The following is a 23,724-nucleotide window of genomic DNA, read 5'->3' on the forward strand; positions in this document are numbered from 1 at the left end:
TCAGATGCTCCACTCGGACTCAAGCTCATCGATCTCGTCCTGGAGGAGGCCCACCAGGGAAACGTCGGCCGGCGCGGGGTCACCGGTGTGGGCACCGGCGACCGGGTCGGCGGCGTGCTGTACCAGCGCGTCCAGGGCCGTGAACCACAGCTCGGTCAACGCCTCGACCTCGTGCTCCTCGAACAGTGCGTCCGGCCATGACCAGGTGACCTTCAGCTGCGGGCCGTCGGCGCGATCGTGCGTGATCGCGTTCAGTTCCAGCGCGTGGGCGAACGGCAGGTCCGGGTCCGTGGGCGCGGTCCGTATGTCCTCGGGCGCCGGCCCCCAGTCGGCGGGTCCGTTCCGGTCGGCGCGGACCCGGCCCAGATAGTTGAAGCCGATCTGCGGGCCGGCCGTGCCGGCCAGCGCGGCGGCGGTGCGGGGATTCACGTACCGCAGCAGGCCGTATCCGACCCCCTTGTCGGGCACGGCGCGCAGCTGTTCCTTGATCCGCCTCAGTGCGGTGCCGAGGGCCGGGCCGCCGTCCCTGATCTCGTGCCAGCGCACGACCGGGTCGAGCCGTATCGGGTGCATGGCGGTGAACCAGCCGACGGTGCGGGACAGATCGGCCGCGCCCGAATCGTCCCGGCCATGGCTCTCCAGGTCGATCAGCGCCGGGCTGCCGCCGCCGGTTCCGCGCCGCCGTCGCCATTCGGCGAGGGCCAGGACGAAGCCGGTCAGCAGCACTTCGTCCACGCCCGCGTCGAGGGCGGCGGGGACGCCGCCGAGCAGCGGCCGGGTGCGCTCGGCCGACAGAACGGCCGTCCGGTGCCTGGCGGTGCCCTTGGTGTGTGTGGCGGGGTCAAGCGGCCGGTCGGTGAGCTGCGTGTCGGGGGCTCCCGTCATGCGCTCCCACAGGGGAAGTTCGGCTTCCGCCGCGCTTCCCTGGGCCCGCTCGACGAGGCCCTTGGCCCAGGTGCGGAACGAGGTGCGGACCGGTTCCAGGGCGATCTCGCGGCCGGCGGTTTGGGCGAGCCAGGCGGACATCAGGTCCGGGACCAGAATGCGCCAGGACACACCGTCCACCACCAGGTGGTGGGCCAGCATCAGCAGGCGGCCGTCCCGTTCGTCACCGCCGTCGAACCACACCACGCGAAGCATGTCGCCCGCGTCCGGGTCCAGTTCGCGACGCGCGGCCTCGGCGTGCTCGGTGAGCACGCCCGCCAGGTCGGCGTCAGGCCGGGCGGAGATGTCCACCCGGCGGATGTGCCGGGCCGCTCCGGTCTCGTCCGCCGGCCCGATCTCCAGGCTCCACCGGTCGGGATCGGTGCGCTCCAGGCGGGCGCGCAGGGCGTCGTGCCGGACGAGCAGTGCCGCCACGGCGGCGTCGAGCGCTTCCCCGGTCAGCCCGGCGGGCACGCGGAGCAGCACCGACTGGTTGAACCCTGCCAGCGGGCCGCCCAGTTCCCGCAGCCACTCCATGATCGGGGTGAGCGGTACGGAGCCGGTCCCGTCGTCCTGCGCCGCCGGGTCGTCTTCGGCCGCCTCGGCCGCGGCCAGTGCGAGCCCCGCCACGGTCTGGTGCTGGAAGACGTCCCGGGGGGTGAGGACCAGCCCGGCCTGCCGGGCGCGGCTGACCAACTGGATGGAGACGATGCTGTCGCCGCCCCTGGCGAAGAAGTTGTCATCGATGGTGATGTCCGGGGCGCCGAGCAGCTCACCGAACAGCCGGCACAGCACCTCCTCGACCTCGTTGCGCGGGCCGCGTCCGCCGTCACCCGAGTAGTCGGGCGCGGGCAGTGCCTTGCGATCCAGCTTCCCGGTACGGGTCAGCGGCAGCTCGTCCAGCGGGACGAACGCCGCGGGCACCATGTAGTCGGGCAGCAGCGCGGCCACATGGGCCCTGAGGGCCGCCGGGTCCACGGTGGCCCCGGCGGCGGACACCGTATAGGCGACCAGACGCTTGTCGCCGGGACGGTCCTCGCGCACCACCACGACGGCCTGGGCGGTGCCCGGGAAGGACGCGACGGCGGTCTCGACCTCGCCCGGCTCGATACGGAAGCCGCGGACCTTGACCTGGTCGTCGGTACGCCCGGCGAACTCCAGCGTGCCGTCGGCCCGCCACCTGACCCGGTCTCCGGTGCGGTACATGCGGGTCGCGGCCGGGCCGTACGGGTCGGCGACGAACCGCTCGGCGGTCAGCCCGGCCCGGCCGGCGTAGCCGCGGGCCAGTCCCTCTCCCGCGACGTACAGCTCGCCGGTGACACCGGTGGGCACCGGTCGCAGGTGCTCGTCCAGGACGTAGACCAGGGTGTTGTCGAGCGGGCGTCCGATGGGGAAGGCGTTCCGGTCGATGTCCTGGGCGGTCAGCGCGTGGTGGACGACGGCCAGCGTGGACTCGGTGGGCCCGTAGCTGTTGGTCAGCCGCGCTCCACGGGCGTGCTCCAGGACTCTGCGTACGGCGGTCGCGGACATGGTGTCGCCGCCGACGTAGATGTCGCGCAGGTCGCGGAAGCTCTCCGGGTGGTTCTCGGCGAGCAGCCGGAACACGCCCTCGCTGAACAGGCCGACGGTCACCCGGTGTTCGGTCATGGTGCCGGCGAGCGAGGCGATGTCGGTGGCGTCGGCGTCCGAGGCCACGATCCGGGCGCCGCACAGCAGCGGTCCCCACATCTCGTACGTCGAGGCGTCGAACGTCACCGGCGAGTGCAGCAGCACCCGGTCGTCCGGGCCGTGACCCCAGTAGCGGTCGCGGGCCAGCCCGGCGACATTGCGGTGCGTGACCGCGACACCCTTCGGCTCACCGGTGGAGCCGGAGGTGTACATGAGGTACGCCAGCCGGTCGGGCCGGATGGCCACGGCCACAGGCTTCGTGGGCAGGCCCGTACCGTCACCGCCCGGCAGGCTGTCGGCGCGCACGACGGCGGCCGGGCCGTTCGGGAGCAGTGCGGCGCTCGCGGCGTCCGTGACGACGGCTGTGGCTCCGGTGCTCTCCAGGATGTGCGCCAGCCGCGCCTCGGGGCTGCGCCGGTCCAGCGGCACATAGACACCGCCGGCCTTGGCGACGGCCAGGGCCGCCACCACGTGGTCGGCCCGTGCGGCGAGCAGCAGCGCCACCCGGTCCTCGGGCCGCACACCCCGTTCGAGCAGTGCGGCGCCGAGCCGCTCGGCACGGTCGTCCAACTCCGCGTAGGTGAGCCGCAGTGTGCCGCTGACCAGGGCGGTGGCCTGCGGGGTCCGGGCAACCTGGGCGGCGAACAGCTCGGGCAAAGACGCCTCGGGCAGCTCATGGGCGGTGTCGTTGCGCGCGACTAGCAGCGTGTGCCGCTCCTCGTCGGTGAGGACGCCGAGCGCGCCGATCGGCTGGTCCGGAGCCGCGACGGCCGCGGTCAGCAGGCGCTGGAAGCGGTCGGCGACGGTCTCGGCGGTGGACCGGTCGAACAGATCGGTGGCGTACTCGATCTGGCCGAGGATGCCCTCCGCGCCGCCGTCGTCGGCGTACTGCTCCCAGAGGCTGACGGAGAGGTCGAACTTGGCCACGGGTGCCTCGGCGCCCTCGACCCGCACCTCCAGTCCTTCGAGGGCAGCCTCGGGCCGGCCGATGTTGTGCAGGATGAGCATGATCTGGAACAGCGGGTGGCGGGCGAGCGACCGGGTCGGGTTCAGTTCCTCCACGAGCCGTTCGAACGGCAGGTCCTGGTGTGTGTAGGCGGCCAGGTCGGTCTCCCGGACCCGGGCGAGCAGTTCGCGGAACGTCGGGTCGCCGGAGGTGTCGGTGCGCAGCACCAGCGAGTTGACGAAGAAGCCGACCAGCTCGTCCAGCGCGTCGTCGGTGCGGCCCGCGATGGGGGTGCCGAGCGGGATGTCGGTTCCCGCGCCGAGCCGGGTCAGGAGCGCGGCGAGACCGGCCTGCAGCGCCATGAAGACGCTGACACCGTTCGCCCTGGCCAGCGCGAGGAGTCCGGCGTGCCCGTTGGCGTCGAGCGTGAAGGGGACGTTGTCGCCGCGGTAGCTCGCGGCATCCGGACGCGGCCGGTCGGTGGGCAGCTCCAGTTCCTCGGGGAGACCGTCGAGGACGGTGGTCCAGTGCTCCAGTTGCCGTGAGAGGCGGCTCTCCGGGTCGTTCTCGTCGCCCATCACCTCGCGCTGCCAGAGGGCGTAGTCGGCGTACTGGACGGGCAGCGGCTGCCAGGCCGGGGCGGTGCCCCGGGTGCGGGAGGCGTATGCCTGACCCAGATCCCGCAGCAGCGGGGTGAGGGACCAGCCGTCGCCGGCGATGTGGTGCGTCACCAGCACGAGCACCGCGGTGCCGGTGCCGGCCGTGGTGAGCAGGCGGGCCCGCAGCGGCGGCTGGGCGATCAGGTCGAAGCCGCGCATCACGGTCTCGTCGACCGCGGCGGCCAGTTCGTCCCCGCCGACCTCGGCCTCCTCCAGCACCGGCGTTCCCTCGACCGGGCCGAGGACATGCTGTCGGGGCACGCCGTCGGACTCGGGGAACACGGTGCGCAGGCTCTCGTGGCGGGTGACGACGTCGCGGAGGGCGGCGCGCAGCGCGGGGCGGTCGATCTCCCCGGTCAGGCGCAGGACCAGCGGCACGTTGTAGGTGGCGTTGGGGCCTTCGAGGCGGTTGAGGAACCACAGCCGGCGCTGGGCGAAGGACAGCGGGATCCTCCCCTGTGCCTTGAGGGCATGGGAGGCGCCCCCCTCACGGTCGGCCGGGAGCAGCGGGGGCCGGGTGTCGTCGGCGGAGCCCAGGCGGTCGGCGATGCCGGCGACGGTCGGCGCGTCGAACAGCGCCTTGATGCCGATGCGTGCGCCGAAGGTCGAGGCGATCCGGCTGAGCAGCCGCATGGCCAGCAGGGAGTGGCCGCCGAGTGCGAAGAAGTCGTCGTCGACGCCGACGCGGTCCAGGCCGAGGATGTCGGCGAACTGACCGCAGAGGATCTCCTCCTCAGGGGTGCGCGGAGCCCGGGCCGGCGGCCCGGCCGCGAACTCCGGGTCGGGCAGGGCGGCGCGGTCGATCTTGCCGTTGGCGGTGAGCGGCAACCGGTCCAGGACGACGACCGCGGACGGCACCATGTACTCGGGAAGGGCCGAGGCGACGTGGGTGCGCAGCGCCTCGGAGCCGAGCGCGGTGGCCTCGGCGCCCACATAGGCGATCAGGCGCTTGTCGCCGGGCCGGTCCTCGCGTACCAGGCAGACGGCCTGACGGACACCCGGGACCGCCAGCAACAGCGTCTCGATCTCGCCCGGTTCGATGCGATAGCCGCGCACCTTGACCTGGTGGTCGGTGCGGCCGAGGTATTCCAGGGCTCCGGCGCGGGTCCAGCGCACCCGGTCGCCGGTGCGGTACATCCGCGTTCCGGCGGGACCGTAGGGGTCGGCGACGAAACGCTCCGCGGTGACAGCGGGACGGCCGAGGTAGCCACGGGCCACCCCGGTACCGGCGACATAGAGCTCGCCGGCCACCCCGTCGGGGACGGGGCGCAGCCCGGCGTCCAGCACGTAGCAGCGGGTGTTGTGCATCGGGCGGCCCAGCGGGACCGGCCCCGGGGGAAGTTCCGAGCCGGCCGGGACCTGGTGGTCCAGGCAGCCCACGGTGGTCTCGGTCGGGCCGTAGTGGTTGACCACCTCGGTCCTGGGGTGGCGGGCACGCCACGCGGCGAGCTGTTCGCCGTGCAACGCCTCGCCGCCGACGACCAGTTGGCCGGTGGGCGAGCAGGCTTCCGGCAGGGACTCCAGGATCGGCAGATGGCTCGGCGTCACCTTGATGAAAGTCAGACCGCCGGGAACCCGGAGGTTCTCGTCCAGGTCGGCGGCATACAGGCAGCCACCGGCGAGCAGCGTGCCGTACAGGCCGGTCAGGCCCAGGTCGAAGGAGAGCGGAGAGTGCAGCAGGGTGCGCCTGGCCAGGCCGGGGTAGCTCGCCACGCAGCGGGTCACATAGTCCACCAGCGCACGCTGCTCGACGACCACGCCCTTCGGCGTGCCGGTGGACCCGGAGGTGTAGACGACATACGCGGCGTCGGCGGGTGACACAGGCGTGGCACGCTCGCTGTCGGTGAGCCCGTCGCGGGCCTGCCCGGCGAGTGCGGCCACCGTGTCCTCGCCGTCGAGGACGAGGAACTCGGTGGCGCCCGCCGCGAGGTGCGGGGCCTCGGCGAGCGCGGCCGCACTGGTCAGCAGCAGCGCCGGCCGCGCGTCCTTGAGCAGGACGGCGACGCGGTCGCCGGGCTGGTCGGGGTCCAGCGGCAGATACGCGGCCCCGGCCTTGCCGGTCGCGAGCATCGCCACGACGGCGTCGGCCGAGCGCGGCACGGCCAGCGCCACCAGCGTCCCGGAGCCGGCGCCGCGCGCCAGCAGCAGCCGGGCCAGCTGATTGGCGCGAGCGTCCAGCTCCTCGTAGGTCAGCTCCCCGGCATCCGACGCCACGGCGGGCGCCTGCGGAGTGCGCGCGGCCTGTTCCTCGAACAGCTGCGGCAGCGTACGGCCGGGTGTGCCCCGCAGGCACCGGCCGGTGTCGTTGCGGGCCACCAGCAGCTCGTGCCGTTCGTCGTCTGCCAGCAACTCCAGCTGAGTGAACGGCAGTTCGGGGCGGGCCAGAGCGGCTTCCAGCAGTCTGACGAAGCGGGCGGTGAGCGACTCCACGGTGGCCCGGTCGAACAGGTCGGCCGAGTAGCCGGCGGCGGCCGTGATGCCGGCAGGCTCACCGCTCTCGTCGAACCGCTCGGCGACGCTGAACAGCAGGTCGAACTTGGCCATGTCCGGGTCGTGCTGCCGGAACTCGGCTGTCAGGCCGGGGAATTCGGCCTCGGCGCGGGCCAGGTTCTGGAGCACCAGCTTGACCTGGAACAGCGGGTGACGGTCCGTCGAGCGCGACGGGTTGAGCGCCTCGACGAGCCGCTCGAAGGGCAGGTCCTGGTGGGCGAACGCGTCGATGTCGGTGCGCCGGGTGCGCTCCAGCAGCTCGCCGAACGTGGGCTCGCCGCCGGTGTTGACGCGCAGCACCAAGGAGTTGATGAAGAAGCCGACCAGTTCGTCCAGTGCCTCGTCGGTGCGGCCGAAGACGGAGCCGCCGATGGGGACGTCCTCGCCGGCGCCGAGCCGGGTGAGGAGGGCGGCGAGCGCCGCGTGCAGCACCATGAACGAGGTGACGCCGTGCGCGCGGGCCACCCGCAGCAGCGCGGCGTGTGTCCGCGGGCTCATCTCGAAGGGGACGAGTCCGCCCTTGTGGCTGGGCACAGCGGGCCGCGGGTGGTCCGCAGGCAGGGCCAGTTCCTCCGGCAGATCCCGCAGCGTCTTCGTCCAGTAGCCGAGCTGGCGGCTGATCAGGCTGTCCGGGTCACTCTCGTCGCCCAGCAGCTCGCGCTGCCACAGGGCGTAGTCGGCGTACTGCACGGGCAGCGGCGACCAGGCCGGAGCCCGGCCGCGCAGGGCGGCCGCGTACGCCATGGACAGATCGCGGGTGAGCGGAGCGGTGGACCAGCCGTCACCGGCGATGTGGTGCACCACGACCACCAGGACGTGCTCGCGCGGTCCTGCGGTCAGCAGTGTCGCGCGCAGCGGCGGCTCGACGGTCAGGTCGAAGCCGCGTCCGGCCGCCGCGGCGATCAGCGCGGTCTCGTCCTGTCCCGCGACCTGGACGGTCTCCAGCTCGGGGCGGGCCTCTTCCGGGTCGAGAACGACCTGGTGGGGGACCCCGTCGGTCTCCGGGAACAGGGTGCGCAGGCTCTCGTGCCGGGCGGCGACGGAGGCGAGCGCGGTCTCCAGCGCCTCCGTGTCGAGCGTGCCGGTGAGCCGCAGGACGAGCGGGATGTTGTAGGTGCCGTCCCCCGGGGCGAGGCGGTTGATGAACCACAGCCCGCGCTGGGCGTAGGACAGCGGCAGCGCCTCGGGACGTTCCCGCCGGGTGAGACCGCGGCGGGCGGCGCCCGCGGACGGCAGCTGCTCGGCGAGCCCGGCGACGGTCGGCGCCTGGAACAGCGCGGCGACCGACACGTCCACGCCGAGCGCGGCACGGGCACGGGAGATGAGGCGGGTGGCGAGGAGGGAGTGTCCGCCCAGGCCGAAGAAGTCGTCGTCGATGCCGACCGTGTCGCGGCCCAGCAGGTCGGCGAACAACCCGCACAGGATCTCTTCCTGGGGGGTGCGCGGCGCCCGGCTCGGCGCGGCGGTGAAGTCGGGCGCCGGCAGGGCCTTGCGGTCCACCTTGCCGTTCGCGGTCAGCGGCACAGCCTCCAGCACCACCCACGCCATGGGAACCATGTGGTCCGGCAGCACGGCCGCCACCGCGTCCCGCACGGCACGCGTGTCGTGGGTGCCCACCAGGTAGCCGACCAACTGGGCGTGACCGCCCGGACCCGGCACCACGGCCGCGACCGCGTCACTCACCCCGGGCGCGGTGCGCAGCCGGGCCTCGATCTCGCCCAGCTCGATCCGCTGGCCGCGGATCTTCACCTGGGCGTCGCGGCGCCCCAGGAACTCCAGTTGGCCGTCGGGGCGGTAGCGCACCCGGTCGCCGGTGCGGTAGAGCCGGGAGCCGTCGGCGGCGAACGGATCGGCGACGAACGTGCCGGCCGTCTTGCCCGGGTCGGCCAGATAGCCGCGGCCCACACCGACGCCCGCCACGTACAGATCACCGGCCACACCGACCGGTACGGGCTGCAGCTCGTCGCTGAGGACGTAGAGCCGCGTGTTGCGGATCGCCCGTCCGATCGGCGAGGTGGACACACCGTCCGGCGCCTCGGTGATCACCGCGTGCGTCACGTCGTCCGAGCATTCGGTCGGACCGTAGGCATTGACGAGCGGGATCGCCGGGAAACGGGCGAACCAGCGGCGGCACAGCTCGCCCGGCAGCTCCTCACCGGTGACGACCAGCCGGCGCAGCGACGGCAGTTCGGGCACCGTCGCGCCCTCGTCCCAGCTGTCCAGGGCCGCCCTCAGCAGGGAGGGCACCACCTCCAGGATCGTGACACCGTCCGCCGCCACCAGCCGGAACAGGCCCACGGCGTCCGCGGCCTCCTCCTGGCCGACAGCGACCGCCCGGCCGCCCGTCACCAGCGGGCAGATCATCTGCCACACGGAGACGTCGAAGGTCAACGGGGCGTTCTGCACCACGACGTCACCGGACGTCAGGCCCAGGTCCGCCACCTTCGCGAAAAGGTGGTTGTTCATGCCGCGGTGATGGACCATGGCGCCCTTCGGGCGGCCCGTGGAACCCGAGGTGAAGATGACATACGCCAGCTGATCGGCGGCCGGGGGGACCGGCTCGGCAGCCCCCGCCACGGCCTCGACCGTGTCCAGGGCGATGACCTCGGCCAGACCGTCGGCGGCCTGCGCGGCCGGCTCCGGGTATCCAGGACCGGTCAGCACCCAGCGGGCGTCCGCGTCCGCCAGCAGATCCGCGGAACGGGCCACGGGTGCCCTGGTGTCCAGCGGCAGATACGCGGCACCGGCCGCCAGAATCCCCAGGAACCCGGCCACCGCCCACCGGCCCCGGTCGGCCAGGGCCGCCACCACGGACTCGGGCGTCGCACCGGCCGACCGGAGCCGTCCCGCGATCGCGTCGACCAGCGCCATCAGCTCGGCATAGGTGACGTCTCCGCCGCTGTCGGTGACGGCGACGGCCGACGGTCGATCGGTCGCCACCGCGCGCACCCGCGCGACCACGTCCACCGAGGACTCGGCCGCCGCGGTCGCGTTCCATTCCTCCAACTGCTGCCGCAGCTCGTCGTCGGTGAGGACGGGGGCGACACCGATGGGGAGGTCCGGGTCGGACACGACCGCCGCCAGCAGCCGGGCAAAGCGGTCCAGCAAGTCCCGGGCCGTGGACGGTTCGAAGACGTCGGCGCGGTATTCGAGCGCCACCATCATCCCGGCGGCCGCACCGTCGGAGGTGAAGTCCTCCCGGACGTTCAGCGACAGGTCGAACTTGGCCGTACCGGTGGGCACGTCCAGCAGGCCCAGTTCCAGCCCGGTGACGGACGGCATGGTGCGCCGTGAGCTGTCCATCGCGAGCATCACCTGGAACAGCGGGTGCCGGGACATCGACCGCACCGGGTTGAGCGCCTCGACGAGCCGCTCGAAGGGCAGGTCCTGGTGGGCGTAGGCGGCCAGGTTGCCGTTGCGGACCCGGGCGAGCAGTTCTCGGAAGGCGGGGTTGCCACCGGTGTCCGTGCGCAGGACCAGCGTGTTGTTGAAGAAGCCGACCAGCCGCTCCAGGGCGTCGTCCTCGCGGCCGGCGACCGGGGCGCCCAGCGCGATGTCATCGCCCGCGCCCAGGCGGCTGAGCAGCGCGGCGAGTGCGGCCTGGAGCACCATGAACGCGCTGCTGCCGCTGGACCTGGCCAGATCGGTGACCAGGGTGTGGACGGCCGGTTCGAGGTCGACAATCACCGTGCCGGCGGGCGGTGCGGCGACGCTCGCCGGGTGGGGGTGGTCGAAGGGCAGGTCGAAGTGGTCGGGCAGACCGGACAGTTCCTGCCGCCAGAAGTCGAGTTGGCGCGCGGCGGCACTCGTCGGGTCACCCTCGTCGCCGAGCAGCTCGCGCTGCCACGCGGCGTAGTCGGTGTACTGGACGGGAAGTGGCGCCGGGTGCGGTGTGCGCCCGGAGAGACGGGCCTCGTAGGCGGAGGTGAGGTCGTGCAGCAGCGGGGCGAACGACTCGGCGTCGGCGGCGATGTGGTGCAACAGCAGCAGGAGTACGTGCCGCTGCGGGGCGATGCCGAACAGCGTGGCGCGCAGCGGGATGTCCGAGCCCAGGTCGAAGGGGCGGGTCACGGCCTCGGCGAGCAGGCCGGGCAGTGCGGCTTCCTCGGCGGTCTCGACGGCGAGGCCGGAGCCGGTGCCGAAGGCCGTGCCGGGGGCGAGGATGTGCTGGGCGGGGCGGCCGCCACTGTCGCGGTAGACCGTGCGCAGCACTTCGTGCCGGTCGGTGAGGTCGCCGAGCGCCGACTCCAGGGCGTCCCGGTCGAGGGCGCCGTCGAGGGTGAGGACGAGCGGGATGTTGTACGCGGCGCTGGGGCCTTCCAGGTGGTGCAGGAACCACAGCCGCTGCTGGGCGAACGAGAGCGCGGGCTCGCCGTCGTGCGCCACGGGAAGAAGGGCGGGGCGTGCGGTGCGCGCCGTGGCGAGGCGCTCTGCCAGCCGCCGCACGGTGGGCGCGGCGAAGACGGCCTCGACGCCGCATTCGACTCCCAGGTCGGCGCGGACGCGTCGGGCCAGCCGGGCGGCCAGCAGGGAGTGCCCGCCGAGCGCGAAGAAGTCGTCGTCGATGCCGACGCTCTCGGTATCGAGCGCCTGGGCGAAGAGCGCGCACAGGGCCTCTTCGCGGGGGGTGCGCGGGGGAGTGAAGGTGCGGTGGCCGGCGTCGGCGGCCGGGGCGGGCAGCGCCTTGCGGTCGGTCTTGCCGTTGGGGGTGACCGGAATGGCGTCGAGGACGGTGAAGGTGGCGGGAACGAGGTAGCCGGGCAACTGGGCGGCCAGCTCGGCACGCACCGCGGCCAGGTCGATCTGCCCGTCGGCTGCGGGTACGAGGTAGGCGGCGAGGGCGGGTTCGCCGGAGGCGTCGCGGCGGATGGTGACGGCGGCCCGGCCGACGGCGTTCAGCTCCAGCAGCGCGGCCTCGGCCTCGCCGGGCTCCACACGGTAGCCGCGGATCTTGACCTGCTCGTCGGCCCGGCCGACGAACTCCAGCTCTCCGTCGAGGCGTTGGCGCACCAGGTCGCCGGTGCGGTACATGCGCTCGCCGCGGTGTCCGTAGGGGTTGGCGATGAACCGTTCGGAGGTCAGCGCGGCCCGGCCGAGGTAGCCGCGGGCAAGGGCGGGTCCTGCCACGTACAGTTCGCCGGTCACGCCCCGCGGTACCGGGAGCAGTCCGGCGTCGAGCACATACACCCGGGTGCCGCCGATGGGCCCGCCGATCGGCGGTTCGCCGCCACCGGAGAGCGGGGCGCTCATCGTGGCGCACACGGTGGTCTCGGTCGGCCCGTAGCCGTTGACGAACCGCCGTCCGGCCGACCAGCGGGAGACCAGGTCGGCGGAGCTGGCCTCACCGGCGACCAGGATGGTCATGTCCGCCGGGAGGTCTCCCTCGGGGGCCATGACGGCGAGGGAGGACGGCGGCAGGATCGCGTGGGTGATGCCCGCCTCGCGGGTGAACGCGGCCAGCGGGTCGCCGGGCATCAGCCGCTCGCCGGGAGCCAGTACGAAGGTGGCTCCGGCCAGCAGTCCCATGCACAGTTCCGGGACCATGGCGTCGAATCCCATGGACGCGAACTGCAGTATGCGGTCCCCGGGTTGTACGCCCAGGCGTCCGACGAAGCTCTCGGCGAGGTCCGGGATGCCCGTGTGGGTGACCAGCACGCCCTTGGGCCGGCCGGTGGAGCCGGAGGTGTAGATGACGTAGGCGGGGTGGTCGGGGGTGAGGGCGGCGGTGCGGTCGGCGTCGGTGAGCGCCGTGTCGGCGTGGCCGGCCAGGTCGCTCCGTACGCGGGCGCTGTCCAGCACTAGCAGGGGGCTGCCGGCGGACTCGGCGAGGGCGGCGGTGCCGGACTCCACGAGCACATAGGCAGGGGCGGCGTCGCCGAGGACATGGTCGATACGGGCCGCGGGGTAGGCCGGGTCGAGGGGGAGATAGGCCGCACCGGCCTTCACCACGGCAAGCACGGCAACCACGAAGTCGAGGGAGCGGGGCAGCAGAAGTGCGACCCGGTCCTCGGGGCCGACGCCGCGCTCGACGAGCAGCCGGGCGAGCCGGTTGGCGCGCCGGTCGAGCTCCGCGTAGCTGAGGCAGGCCCCCTCGAACTCGACGGCCGGGGCGTCCGGTGAGAGGCGCGCCTGCTGCTCGAAGAGCGCGGGCAGGGTCGGCGAGGAGGGCTCCGGGCGGGCGTCGGGCACGGGCTCGGCGCCGACCGCCGCGAGCCCTGTGTCGTCGAGCGGGCCGAGACGTCCGACGAAGGTGCCGGGCTCGTCGAGGGCGCGGGCCACCTTCCCGATGAACTGGACGAACCGTCCCTGGTGGGCGGCGAGTTCGGCGATGTTGTACAGGTCGGGGTGGGCGTCGAAGTCGACGCGGATCTCGCTGCCGTCGGCCCGGTCGTACACGGAGATCGCCAGGTCCTCGATGAGGCGCAGCGACATGTTGTGCGCGTCGGCGCGGCGGCCGGCGAAGCGCAGGTCGTAGTCGAACGGGACGACGTTGAGCAGCGGGCCGAAGAACCGCCGGTGGTCGTTGCCCAGACCGAGGTCGCGGCGCAGCTCCTCACCCCGGTAGCGCTGGTGGGGCACGAGTTCGCGGAGTGCGGTTCGGGTGCGCTCCAGGAGTTCGCCGACCGTGGTGCCGGAGTCGACGGCCACTCGCAGCGGCAGCACGTTCGCCACCATGCCGGGCGCCTTGCGCGCCTTCTCGCCGGTGCGTGCGGTGACCGGCAGCCCCAGTACGACGTCGGTGAGCCCGGTCATGCGGTGCGTGTACGCCATCCCTGCGGCGATGATGATCCGGGACCGGGCGACGCCGATCCGTTCGGCTGCCCGCGTCAGATCCTGCTGCACATTCCGCGGCAGCCGGCCGCTGTGCCGGATGAAGTCGGCGGTGGGCCGCAGCGGGCGGGGCGCGAGGGCGACCGGCTCCGGCCGGTCGGCGAACTGCTCCCGCCAGAACGCGCGGTCCTCCTGGAACGCGTCGGACGCGCGGTAGTCGAAGTCCTCATGGAGCAGGGTGCGTACGGATTCAAAGGTGGCCGGCTCGGGCGCGGTGCCCTCGGCCAGCGCGCTGTAGACGTGCGCGACCCGGCGGACGAGGAGGGAAGCGCCGACGCCGTCGAGAAGAATGTGGTGGTACGCGTGATACCAGAACCAGTGGTCCTGCGACACCCGGAACAGGGCGTAGGTGAACAGCGGGGAGCCCGTCAGATCGATGCGACGGCGCAGATCGCGGTCCATCCACCGCTCGGCGGCCTGCCGTGGGTCGGCGGCGTCGGACACATCGATGGTCTCCAGCCGCCACTCGGGCAGCGGTCCGACTTCCTGCCGGGGGCCCTCGTCGGTGTCCCGGAAGCGGATGTGCAGGGCGTCCGCCTCCGCGACCACCTGCCGCAGAGCCTGCTCGAACAGGGCAGGATCGACGGCGCCGTGGATCTCCAGGTATTCGGCGGCCCGGAAGATGGGACTGTCCGGTGCCACCTGCTGGGCGTACCAGACTCCCGCCTGCGCGCCGGTCAAAGGGAGAATCTGCTCGCCGTCAGCGAAAGACTGAGATCGGTCCATGATTCCTCGCCAACTCACCTAAGGATGCGCGGGCAGATCAGCAGAAGAGAGAGCTCTTCCCCTGAATTGAATTCACCCACTGAAAAATTTCCGGGATCAAATTCGCACTGAGACAACCCGCTTGCTCTTCGGCAGACTAACCACGACCCGAACAGGCCACCTGTACAGCCGCTGGACGGGCAGCTGCCTCTTTTCGCGGGCCTGCCGATGTGCGAGAACCATGGTGGACCCCCACGCGGCAGCAGCACTATTCACACCCCGTCAGTCCGTCAGACCGCTGCCCCGGCATCAGGAGAAACAGCCATGTCGACCGCCCTGCCGGTGAGCCATGAATACACCGGAGTCGCCCTCGAGGACCGCAATCGCGTGCTGGCTCGGGTCGAGCGGCGCCTCGAAGATTTCCTCGCCCAGGAGCGCCGCTCGTGGGCCGCACTCAACCCGGATTCGACCGAACTCATCGACTGCGTGGTCCGTATGGTCGGCAGTGGCGGAAAGCGTCTTCGCCCTGCCTTCTGCATCGCCGGATATCTGGCCGGCGGCGGTGACCCGGATACCCAGGACATCGTCGATGTCGCGGCGGCCCTGGAACTGCTGCACACCTTCGCCCTGCTCCATGACGACGTCATGGACGACTCGGAGCTGCGCAGGGGCACCCCCACCGCGCACATGATCCATGCCCAGGCGCACGAGCGGCGCGGCTGGCGCGGGGAGGCCCGGCGGTACGGCGAGAGCGTCGCCGTCCTGGCGGGCGACCTCGCGCTGGTCTACGCCGAGCGGCTGCTCGCCGGCTGCCCGCCGCGGGTGCGGCGTATCTGGGGGGAGCTGTCCACCGAGCTGATGGTTGGTCAGTTCCTGGATGTGCGAGCCGCCGCCCAGTTCGTGCCGGACCCGGAACTGTCCAGCTGGATCGCTCTGTTCAAGTCCGGCCGCTACACCGTGTACCGGCCGCTGGCCATGGGCGCACAGCTGGCGGGCGCCGACGAGCTGCTGGCTCCGTTCGAGACCTATGGTCTTGCCGTCGGGGAGGCGTTCCAGCTCCGTGACGACCTGCTGGACGCCTTCGGCTCCTCGGAGATCACCGGCAAGCCGGCCAGGCTGGACTTCAAGCAGCACAAGATGACGCTGCTGATGTCGATCGCCCTGCGCCGCGAGCCGGAAGTCAGGGAGCTGGTCGGGGACAGCCTGGCGGACACCGAACCGGATGTGCTGCACGACCTGTTGCTCAGGACGGGCATGCGCGCCCAGGTCGAAACGATCATCCTTGAGCGGCTCGCGACGGCTGGTGAGGCCGTCCGGGATGCCGTACCGCCCGTGTGGTCCGCCGGGCTGTACCGGATGGCCGAGCAGGCCGTGCACCGCGACACGTAACGCGGCACACAAGGGGGGAGGCCCGGCGGCGATCGCCACCGGGCCTCCCCCTCCTTTGTGCTTCCGGCGCGCCGGCTCAGTCGGACATGGCCACCAGGATGCGCCGCTCGCCCGTGTAGGAGCGGCGGCCGTGGGCGGCGGCGACGTTGTCGACCAGCAGCAGGTCACCGGTCTGCCAGGCCACGTCGACGGCCAGTCGCATGCCGGTCTCCCGGACGTGACGGATGTACTCGGCCGGGATCGGCGAGCCGTCGCTGAAGGTGGCGTTCTGGGGCAGTTCGTCCTCGGGCACCACATCGGCGAGGGCGGCCGCGTCCTCGCCGAGCCCCGCGGGGTGCCACTGGTCCGCCTGGTTGAACCACACCTCGGTGTTGCCGGCCGGGTGCTTCAGCGTGCTCTGCCGTAGCTGGCTCACCCACAGGGAACCGTCTCCGCGCCACTCCCACTCGGCATCGGCGGTGGCGAGGAAGACGTCGACCTCGTCGCGGTCGTCCGTCTCGAAGGTCGCCTGCCAGCTCTTGCCGAATCCGATGCCGTCGTGCAGGTTCTGCGTGTAGCGGATACCGGCGGCGAACGCGTCGCGGACCTCGGCGTCGAGAGACTCCAGCCACAACTGCCCGTCCACGACCGGGGTGGCCCCGCCGGTGCCCGGCTGCACATCGCAGTGGAACAGGATGCGGGACGGCCAGGCCCTGGCGTACGACATTTCGTTGTGCATGGAGATCTCGTACTCGGCCGGGTACTCGGTGGACGTGTAGAGGTTCCGGCCGACCTTGGTGCGCGGCGAGTTGCCGTGGACGTAGGCCAGCCGGTTGGGCAGCAGGACATCGGCCACGCCCTCGTAGGAGGTGTCGACGTCGATCCCGAAACCACGGAAGATCACCGCCTTCTCCCGTACGAGCAGCCCGTCCAGGTCGGTGCCGCGCAGATACTCCAGCAGGCCGTCCGCGCTCGCGTCGGTACCCGTGGACGCGGGTTCCAGCAGGGCAGGCTGCCAGGTCGGGTCCGTCTTCATTCCTGTTCCTCCTTGTGCGCGGACATGTCTTCCGTGATGTTCGGACCGACGCCGAAGCGGGGGGCGCGGCGCTCCTGGAAGGCGGCCACCGCCTCCCGGACGTCGGCGGACTTGGCGGCGGCCACCTGCACCGGCGCCTCCCGCGCCAGGGCGACCTCCAGCGACGGGGCGTCGGCATTGGCCTGCAGGATGTGCTTGGTCAGCCGCAGGGAGACGGGGCTGTTCCCGGCGATCTGCCCGGCCGTGTCCATGGCCGCGGCCATCAGGTCCTGGAGGGCGGTCACGCGGTTCGCGACGCCGTGCCGGAGAGCCTCCTCGGCGTCCACGAAGCGGCCGCTGAGCAGCATGTCGGAGGCGAATCCGAATCCGGCGATCCGGGGCAGCAACCAGGACGCGCCCATGTCACCCCCGGACAGACCCATGCGGACGAAGGCGGCTTGCAGCCTGGCCCGCGACGTGAGCACCCGGACATCCGCCGCGAGGGCCAGGGACAGGCCCGCGCCGGCCGCGACGCCGTCCACCGCGGCGACGACCGCCTGGGGCAGGTCGCGCAGTGCCGAGACGACCCGCGCCTGCCGGTCCAGCAGAGCCATCAGGTCCAGCGGCTCCAGCGACGCGACCCGGCCCACCTCGTCGATGTCGTATCCGGAGCAGAAGTTTTCCCCCGCGCCCCTCAGCAGGAGCACCCGGGCGGCGCTGTCCAGCCGCAGCTCGGCGCACAGGTCCCCCAGGACGTGGAAGACCTCCTCGGTCAGGGCGTTCATCCGGTGCGGGCGGTTCAGGGTGGCGACCACGATGCCGCGGCGCGGCCGGGTCACCAGGACGACGGGTTCGCTCGCCGCGTCCGTCATGGGCGGATTCACACTCCGATCAGGGTCGTACCGGTGAGCCGGCGGCTCACGAATTCCAGCGACGAGGGCAGGGCGCGGTTCACGAACTCCCAGTCGTGGCCGCCTTCCCGCTCGTGGTAGTCCACCTGCCGGCCACTGCGGTGCAGGGCGTCCCGCACCTCGCGGTTCATCCGGACCATGCGGTCGTAGTCGCCGGTGCCGACGTCCAGGTAGAGGGACGGCGGCGGGAGCGGACTGTCGGCCGCTATCAGCCGGTAGGGGTCGTAGCGGTGCCGGGTCCCGCTGCCGGGCGGGCCCCAGACCCGTTCGTGGCTCTCGACGGTGGGCATGAGGAAGCCGGGGTCGAGGCGGTGCGCGGTGTACGGGTCGCCGATCCGTAGGGGCGCCTCGAAGGCGCCCGCGTGGGAGACGACGGCACCGAAGAGGTCCCGGTGCCGCAGCCCGAGGAACAGCGCGGCCGCGCCACCCATGGAGAAGCCGCCGACCGCCCGCGCCGCCCGGTCGGGGAGGGTATGGAACCGCTCGTCGACGCACGGCACGAGGTCCTGGACAAGGTAGTCCTCGTACCGAAGCCCCGCGTGGTCGTTGACGAACCAGCGGCGGCCGCTCTCCGGCAGGACGACGATCAGCCGGCTGTCCTCGATCGCCGAGAGCAGCCCGGTGTGTTCCAGCCAGGTGTTCCGGCCACCCCCGTAGCCGTGGAGCAGGTACAGCACCGGGTGGCCGGGGCCGTTCTCGTCGTAGCCGCCGGGGAGCAGGACATTGGCACGCTTGTCCCGGCCGAGGGCCGGGCTCGGCCACCGCGGGGTCAGGACCTGGGCGCGCACAGTGCCCCTCCGTCCGGTGCGTCCGCCCGCTCCGCCGCGGTCAGGGCGCGGCGGTCCACCTTGCCCGTCGAGGTGCGGGGGAAGGCGTCGACGAGGTGAAAGGCGGCCGGGACCATATAGCGGGGGAGTCCCTCCAGGCAGTGGCGGCGCAGCGCGGCCGCGTCGGGCCGGGTGTCACCTGCCGCGGGGACCAGATACGCCTCCAGCCGTGCGTCGGCGGAGTCGTCCTGGACAGCGACACAGGCGGCCTCGTGCACCGTGGGCAGCTCCAGCAGCCTGGCCTCGATCTCTCCCAGTTCGACCCGGTAGCCGCGGACCTTCACCATGTGGTCGCGGCGGCCGAGGAACGTATAGCGCCGGGAGCCGTCGGATCTGACGAGGTCTCCGGTGCGGTGCAGGGGCGCGGCGCCGGACGTACCCGGGGCGGCACCCCAGTAGCCCAGCATCACCGAGTCGCCGGTGACGCACAGTTCGCCCTCGGCACCCGGGGCGTCGGCGACCGGACGGCCGTCCGTGTCGAGCAGATACGCCCCGGCATACGGGCAGGGGCGGCCGATCGGCGGCGCGCCCGTCCTGGCGGGTGCCAGGTCCTCCTCGGCGACCCGGTGGAAGGTGCAGACGTTCGTCTCGGTGGGCCCGTAGAGGTTGTACAGCGACGCTTCGGGCAGCGTCGCGCGCAGCCGCCTGAGGTGCTTGAGACCGAAGGGCTCGCCCGCGAAGAGGACGGTCCGCAGTCCGGAAGCCGCCAGCACCGCACGGTTCTTGGCGTCGAGCATCCGGATCAGGGCGCCCGGCACCGAGTACCAGACGGTGATCCTCTCCTCGGCGACCAGCCGGTTGAGCGCCACCCCGAGGGCCTTGTGGTTCTCGGGGACCAGCACCAGGCACGCCCCGACGGCCACGGCGGCGAAGAGGTCGAAGACCGACAGGTCGAAGTGGACGGGGGCGTGCGAGGCCAGCCGGTCCTCGGCGGTGAGGCCGAACTCGGCGACGGTCCAGTCGACGAAGGCGAGCGCGTTGCGGTGGGAGAGCATCACGCCCTTGGGCACCCCGGTCGAGCCGGAGGTGTACAGCACGTAGGCGAGGTCGTCCGGTGCCACGGGGACAGCAGCGAACCCGTCGGGGACCGGCCGATGCACCGCCGCGGGCCAGTGGGTCCGGCCCGCCGTGCGCACAGGAGCGGGCCCGGGGCCGGGCGCCGGGTCCTCGTCGCCGGTGACCACGACGAGCCGGGGCCCGATCCGCTCCACGTCCCCGCGCTCGTCCAGCATGGCGAGCCGGCCCGCGTCGGTGACCAGGGCACTCACCGTGCAATCGCCGAGGATGTACGCAGCGCGCGCCACCGGCGCCGCCGGGTCGACCGGCACATACGCCGCACCGCACTTGAGCACCGCGTGCAACGCGACCACGGTCTCGGGCGACTTGGCCAGCCACAGGCCGACCCGGTCCCCGCGGACCACTCCGGCTTCCCGCAGCGTGGCGGCGAGGGCGCTGCTGGCGCGGTCCAGCTCGGCGTAGTCCAGGCAGTCGCCACGATGACGGACCGCCTCAGCGGTGGGCCGCTCGGCGGCGGCCCGCACCAGATGGTCAACGAGCGTCGCCATGGCGCGTGCCTCCTGTCTGCCGCGGAGACGGGCGGCGGGCCGCGACGGTGATGCCCAGCTTCTCGGCCATCACTTTGCGCTGCATGTCCGAGGTGCCGGAGGAGATACGGGTGCCGAGGGCGTCCCTGAGGTTGCGTTCGACGTCGCTTTCGGTGGTGTAACCGAGCCCGCCGAAGACCTGCAGGGCGTCGAGGAAGGTCTGTACGGCCGATTCGCTGGTGCTCAGCTGCGCCGCCTCGGGGAACACCGAGGAGGTGCCCTGGGAGAGGCCCCACGCGGCCCGGTAGCTCAGCAGCTTTGCCGCCTCCAGCCGGACCTGCATGTCGACGATGCTGTTCGCCACCGACTGGAAGCGGCCGATGTGGGTACCGAACTGCACCCGGCTGCGGGCATGTTGGACGCACTCGTCGATCTGGCGCTGCATGGTGCCCAGCAGGGGAGCCAGGATCAGGGAGCGTTCCCAGGCCATCGCCCTGGCGAGGATCTTCGACCCCTGCTTCTCGGCGCCGAGTCGCCGCGTCAGGGGAACCGCGCAGCCGCTGAGGGTGATCTCGCCCCAGGGCGCGGTGCGCAGTCCGGCCTTCTCGAACCGGGTCTCCACGGTGACCCCTTCCTGGTCACGGTCGACGAGGAACGCGGTGACACCGGTGAAGCCGAGGTCCGGATTGACGGTGGCGTAGACGAGGAAGACATCGGCGAGGGGCGCGTTGGTGACGAAGCGCTTGGTGCCGTCGAGGATGTAGCGGTCACCTTCGCGCCGGGCGCGGGCGGTCAGCGAGAGGGCGTCCGATCCCGCCTCGCTCTCGGTGATGGCGTGCGCGCCGACCGACCGGCCGTCCATCAGGGCGGGCAGGTAGCGCCGCTTCTGTTCCTCCGTGCCGAAGTGCAGGAGCGGCAGCTGCATCGCCCAGATGTGCGCGCCAACGGAGATCAGCAGACCGTTGTCCCGGCAGCCACGCCCGAGCCCCTCCAGGGCCAGGGCGCAGCTGAGCGGGTCCAGGCCCTGTCCGCCGTACTCCGTGGGCACGGCGAGGGAGAACACTCCGGCGTCGGCGCACCGCTGCCAGTCGCCGGGCTGGAGGGTCTGGGTCTTCTCGCGCTCCTCCAGGTCCCCGCCCAGTTCGGCGGCGCCGAAGGCGCACAACCTCTCGGCGAGCGCCTGCTGTTCGCCGGTGGGGCTCAGGTTCATGACGCCGCGCCGACCGGGTCGGGGTCCGGCAGCGCCGCCAGCGAGGCGGCGATCTGCTCGTCGGAGACGGCGTGGTCCTCCAAGTTGCCGGCCAGGTACTGGTCGTAGGCGGACAGGTCGAGCATCCCGTGCCCGCTGACGTTGAAGAGGATCACCTTGGGCGAGCGCTCCTCGCGGGCCTTGACGGCTTCGTCGATGGCGGCCTTGACGGCGTGCGCCGACTCGGGCGCGGGCACGAGGTTCTCGGTACGGGCGAAGAAGGCGCCCGCCTCGAAGACGGCCTTCTGGCCGTAGGCGACGGCCTCCATCAGGCCCTGGTCGTACAGCGAGCTCACCAGGGGCGCGGCGCCGTGGTAGCGCAGACCGCCCGCGTGGACGCCGGGCGCGACGAAGGTGTGCCCCAGGGTGTACATCTTCGTCATGGGGGTGGTGCCGGAGATGTCGTTGTAGTCCCAGGCGTAGCGGCCCTTGGTGAGCTTGGGGCAGGCTTCGGGTTCGACGGCCACCAGTCGGGTGGCGGCGCCGGAGCGCAGCTTCTCCCGGTAAAACGGGAAGGCCAGCCCGGCGAAGTTGCTGCCCGCGCCCATGGAGGCGATGACGACGTCGGGGAATTCGCCGGCCGCCGCCATCTGCTGGAGCGCCTCTTCGCCGATGACGGTCTGGTGCAGCAGGACATGGTTCTCGCCGCTGCCGACGGCGAAGCGGCCGTTGCGGACGGTCTGGGCGTACTCCAGGGCTTCCGCGTTGGCGATCGACACGCTGCCGGCGTTGTCCGGGGACGCGGCGAGCAGTTCCCGGCCGGCCTGGGTGGTGCCGCTGGGGCTGGCGATGACGCGGGCGCCGTTGAGTTCCATCAGCACCCGGCGGTACGGCTTCTGCGCATGGCTGACGCGGACCATGAAGACGGTGCAGTCGAGGCCGACGGCGTGGCAGGCCATCGACAGGGCACTGCCCCATTGACCGGCACCGGTGCCGGTCGTCACATGCTCGACGCCCGATTTCTTGTAGTAATGCGCCTGCGCCAGCGCGGAGTTGAGCTTGTGACTGCCGGAGGCGTTGGCGCCCTCGTACTTGTAGTAGATATGGGCCGGAGTCTCCAGCGCCGCTTCCAGCCGGTGGGCGCGGATCAGCGGGGTGGGTCGCCAGGTCTGGTACTGCTCGCGCACCTCGGCGGGGATCTCCACGAAGCGCCGGCGTCCGACGCTGCCCCGGTACATGGACAGCGGGATGTTGGGCGCGAGTTTGCCCGCCCTGGGCTCGTCCGTCGCCGGGCGGGCGCGGCGCACATCCGCCGACGGTACGTCGAGGTCGGCGAGGATGTTGTACCAGTGCGTGGGGACGTCATCCTCGTCCATCAGGAATTGATTACGGGTCGATTTCATGCGGCCCCCTCCACCTCATGCGTCTGCGCGTGCTGCCGTATCAGGCCGATGAGGTCGCCGACATTCTCCAGATCGGCTTCCATGACGTCCTCGTCCTCGATGTGTCCACCGAACTCCTCCTCCACCGCGAGAAGCAGCTGCAGCAGATTGAGGGAATCGAGCTGGATCGCCGGCGAGTAGAGCGAGGCACTGTCATCGATCTCGTCCGGCTTCAGCCTGAGGTCCAGGACATCGACCATGATGGTGCGGACCCGGTGGGTGATTTCGTCGTCGTTGCCGTTCATGCGGGGGCTCCTTCCAGACGCTCCGTGATGTCGGCCAGCAGTTCTGTTTCCTGGTCCGACAGATAGAAATGGCCTCCCGGGAAAACACGGAAGGAGAACTCCCCGGAGGTGAGTTCGCTCCACGCGGCGGCGTCGTCGGGATCGACACCCGGATCCGCGTCACCCACGTAGGAGGTCAGCGGCGCGCTCACCGGACGGTGCGGTGCGGGGCGGTAGGTCTCGATGAGGCGCAGGTCCGCACGGAGCGAAGGGACGACCAGCGGGCGGAGTTCCTTGTCCGCGAGCACCGCCGGGTCCATCGCACCGAGTTCACCGAACCACTCCAGCATCGATTCCTCGTCCCGCAGATGCACATCCCGGTGCCCCCGTGGCAGGAGTGGCGACGCGTGGCCGGAGACGAACAGATGCTGGGGCCGCGCCCCGTACCGAGCCTCGAGGCGCAGCGCCACCTCGTAGCCGACCGCCGCTCCCATGCTGTGCCCGAACAGGGCGAACGGCCGGTCGCAGTACGGCGCCAGCTCCTGCGCGATGTGGTCGGCGAGCGGTGCCATCTCCTCCACGCACGGCTCCTGGAAACGGTCCTGCCGGCCCGGATACTGCACCGCGACCAGCTCCACGTTCGCGGGCAGTCTGTCCGCCCAGCTGTGGAAGGCCCCCGCGGTGCCACCCGCGTACGGCAGGCAGATCAGCCGCAGACGCGGGGCCAGGACCGGCCGGTACCACTTGAGCCAGGCACTGCCGAAACGTCGGGGACGGGTAAGAGCTGGGGACACTGATGGCCTCTCCATCGGAAGACGAACACGACCGGCCAATTCCAAATCGACACCGTAGTCGTAATTTCCGGGAGGGTTCGCCACTACCTCCCGAGAGGCAGTTCCCCATTCAGGTTGCCTCCAGTCACCGCGGCGCGGCGTACGTAATCTTTTGACTTGCTCGACTCGGACTTCATGCTCACCACCT

The 23,724-nt window shown here is 71.9% G+C and carries 10 protein-coding genes; 1 reads left to right on the forward strand and 9 read right to left on the reverse strand.

Features of this window, described 5'->3' with window-relative positions; all coding sequences use genetic code 11:
* On the reverse strand, positions 1–14,244 hold the full coding sequence (locus tag ACH4FH_RS06260) for an amino acid adenylation domain-containing protein (protein WP_398554559.1): 14,244 nt from the start codon (positions 14,242–14,244) through the stop codon (positions 1–3).
* Positions 14,245–14,547: 303 nt separating this feature from the next.
* On the opposite strand from ACH4FH_RS06260, the gene ACH4FH_RS06265 reads away from it, so the two are divergent.
* Positions 14,548–15,612, forward strand: coding sequence for a polyprenyl synthetase family protein (locus ACH4FH_RS06265; protein ID WP_398554560.1), 1,065 nt, complete (start codon positions 14,548–14,550; stop codon positions 15,610–15,612).
* A gap of 76 nt (positions 15,613–15,688) precedes the next feature.
* Here the strand turns inward: ACH4FH_RS06265 and ACH4FH_RS06270 are convergent, their stop codons facing one another.
* The 8 genes from ACH4FH_RS06270 to ACH4FH_RS06305 are packed head-to-tail and all read right to left on the reverse strand — an operon-like array spanning position 15,689 to position 23,537.
* The gene (locus ACH4FH_RS06270) at positions 15,689–16,627 is read right to left on the reverse strand and encodes a TauD/TfdA family dioxygenase (protein ID WP_398554561.1); all 939 of its coding nucleotides are present in this window, start codon (positions 16,625–16,627) and stop codon (positions 15,689–15,691) included.
* On the reverse strand, positions 16,624–17,478 hold the full coding sequence (locus ACH4FH_RS06275; RefSeq protein WP_398554562.1) for an enoyl-CoA hydratase/isomerase family protein: 855 nt from the start codon (positions 17,476–17,478) through the stop codon (positions 16,624–16,626). Before ACH4FH_RS06275 ends, ACH4FH_RS06270 begins: the two co-directional genes overlap by 4 nt.
* Before the next feature lie 8 nt (positions 17,479–17,486).
* Entirely contained in the window at positions 17,487–18,305 is an 819-nt protein-coding gene (locus ACH4FH_RS06280; protein ID WP_398554563.1) for an alpha/beta hydrolase, read from the reverse strand.
* The gene (locus ACH4FH_RS06285) at positions 18,287–19,909 is read right to left on the reverse strand and encodes an amino acid adenylation domain-containing protein (RefSeq protein WP_398554564.1); all 1,623 of its coding nucleotides are present in this window, start codon (positions 19,907–19,909) and stop codon (positions 18,287–18,289) included. Before ACH4FH_RS06285 ends, ACH4FH_RS06280 begins: the two co-directional genes overlap by 19 nt.
* On the reverse strand, positions 19,893–21,098 hold the full coding sequence (locus tag ACH4FH_RS06290; RefSeq protein ID WP_398554565.1) for an acyl-CoA dehydrogenase family protein: 1,206 nt from the start codon (positions 21,096–21,098) through the stop codon (positions 19,893–19,895). Before ACH4FH_RS06290 ends, ACH4FH_RS06285 begins: the two co-directional genes overlap by 17 nt.
* Positions 21,095–22,480, reverse strand: coding sequence for a TrpB-like pyridoxal phosphate-dependent enzyme (locus ACH4FH_RS06295; protein WP_398554566.1), 1,386 nt, complete (start codon positions 22,478–22,480; stop codon positions 21,095–21,097). Before ACH4FH_RS06295 ends, ACH4FH_RS06290 begins: the two co-directional genes overlap by 4 nt.
* Positions 22,477–22,764, reverse strand: a complete 288-nt coding sequence (locus tag ACH4FH_RS06300) for a phosphopantetheine-binding protein (RefSeq protein WP_398554567.1) — start codon at positions 22,762–22,764, stop codon at positions 22,477–22,479. Before ACH4FH_RS06300 ends, ACH4FH_RS06295 begins: the two co-directional genes overlap by 4 nt.
* The gene (locus ACH4FH_RS06305) at positions 22,761–23,537 is read right to left on the reverse strand and encodes a thioesterase II family protein (protein ID WP_398554568.1); all 777 of its coding nucleotides are present in this window, start codon (positions 23,535–23,537) and stop codon (positions 22,761–22,763) included. Before ACH4FH_RS06305 ends, ACH4FH_RS06300 begins: the two co-directional genes overlap by 4 nt.
* Between the last annotated feature and the right edge of the window lie 187 nt (positions 23,538–23,724).

Source organism: Streptomyces sp. NPDC017993 (genome assembly GCF_044328065.1).
GTDB lineage: Bacteria > Actinomycetota > Actinomycetes > Streptomycetales > Streptomycetaceae > Streptomyces.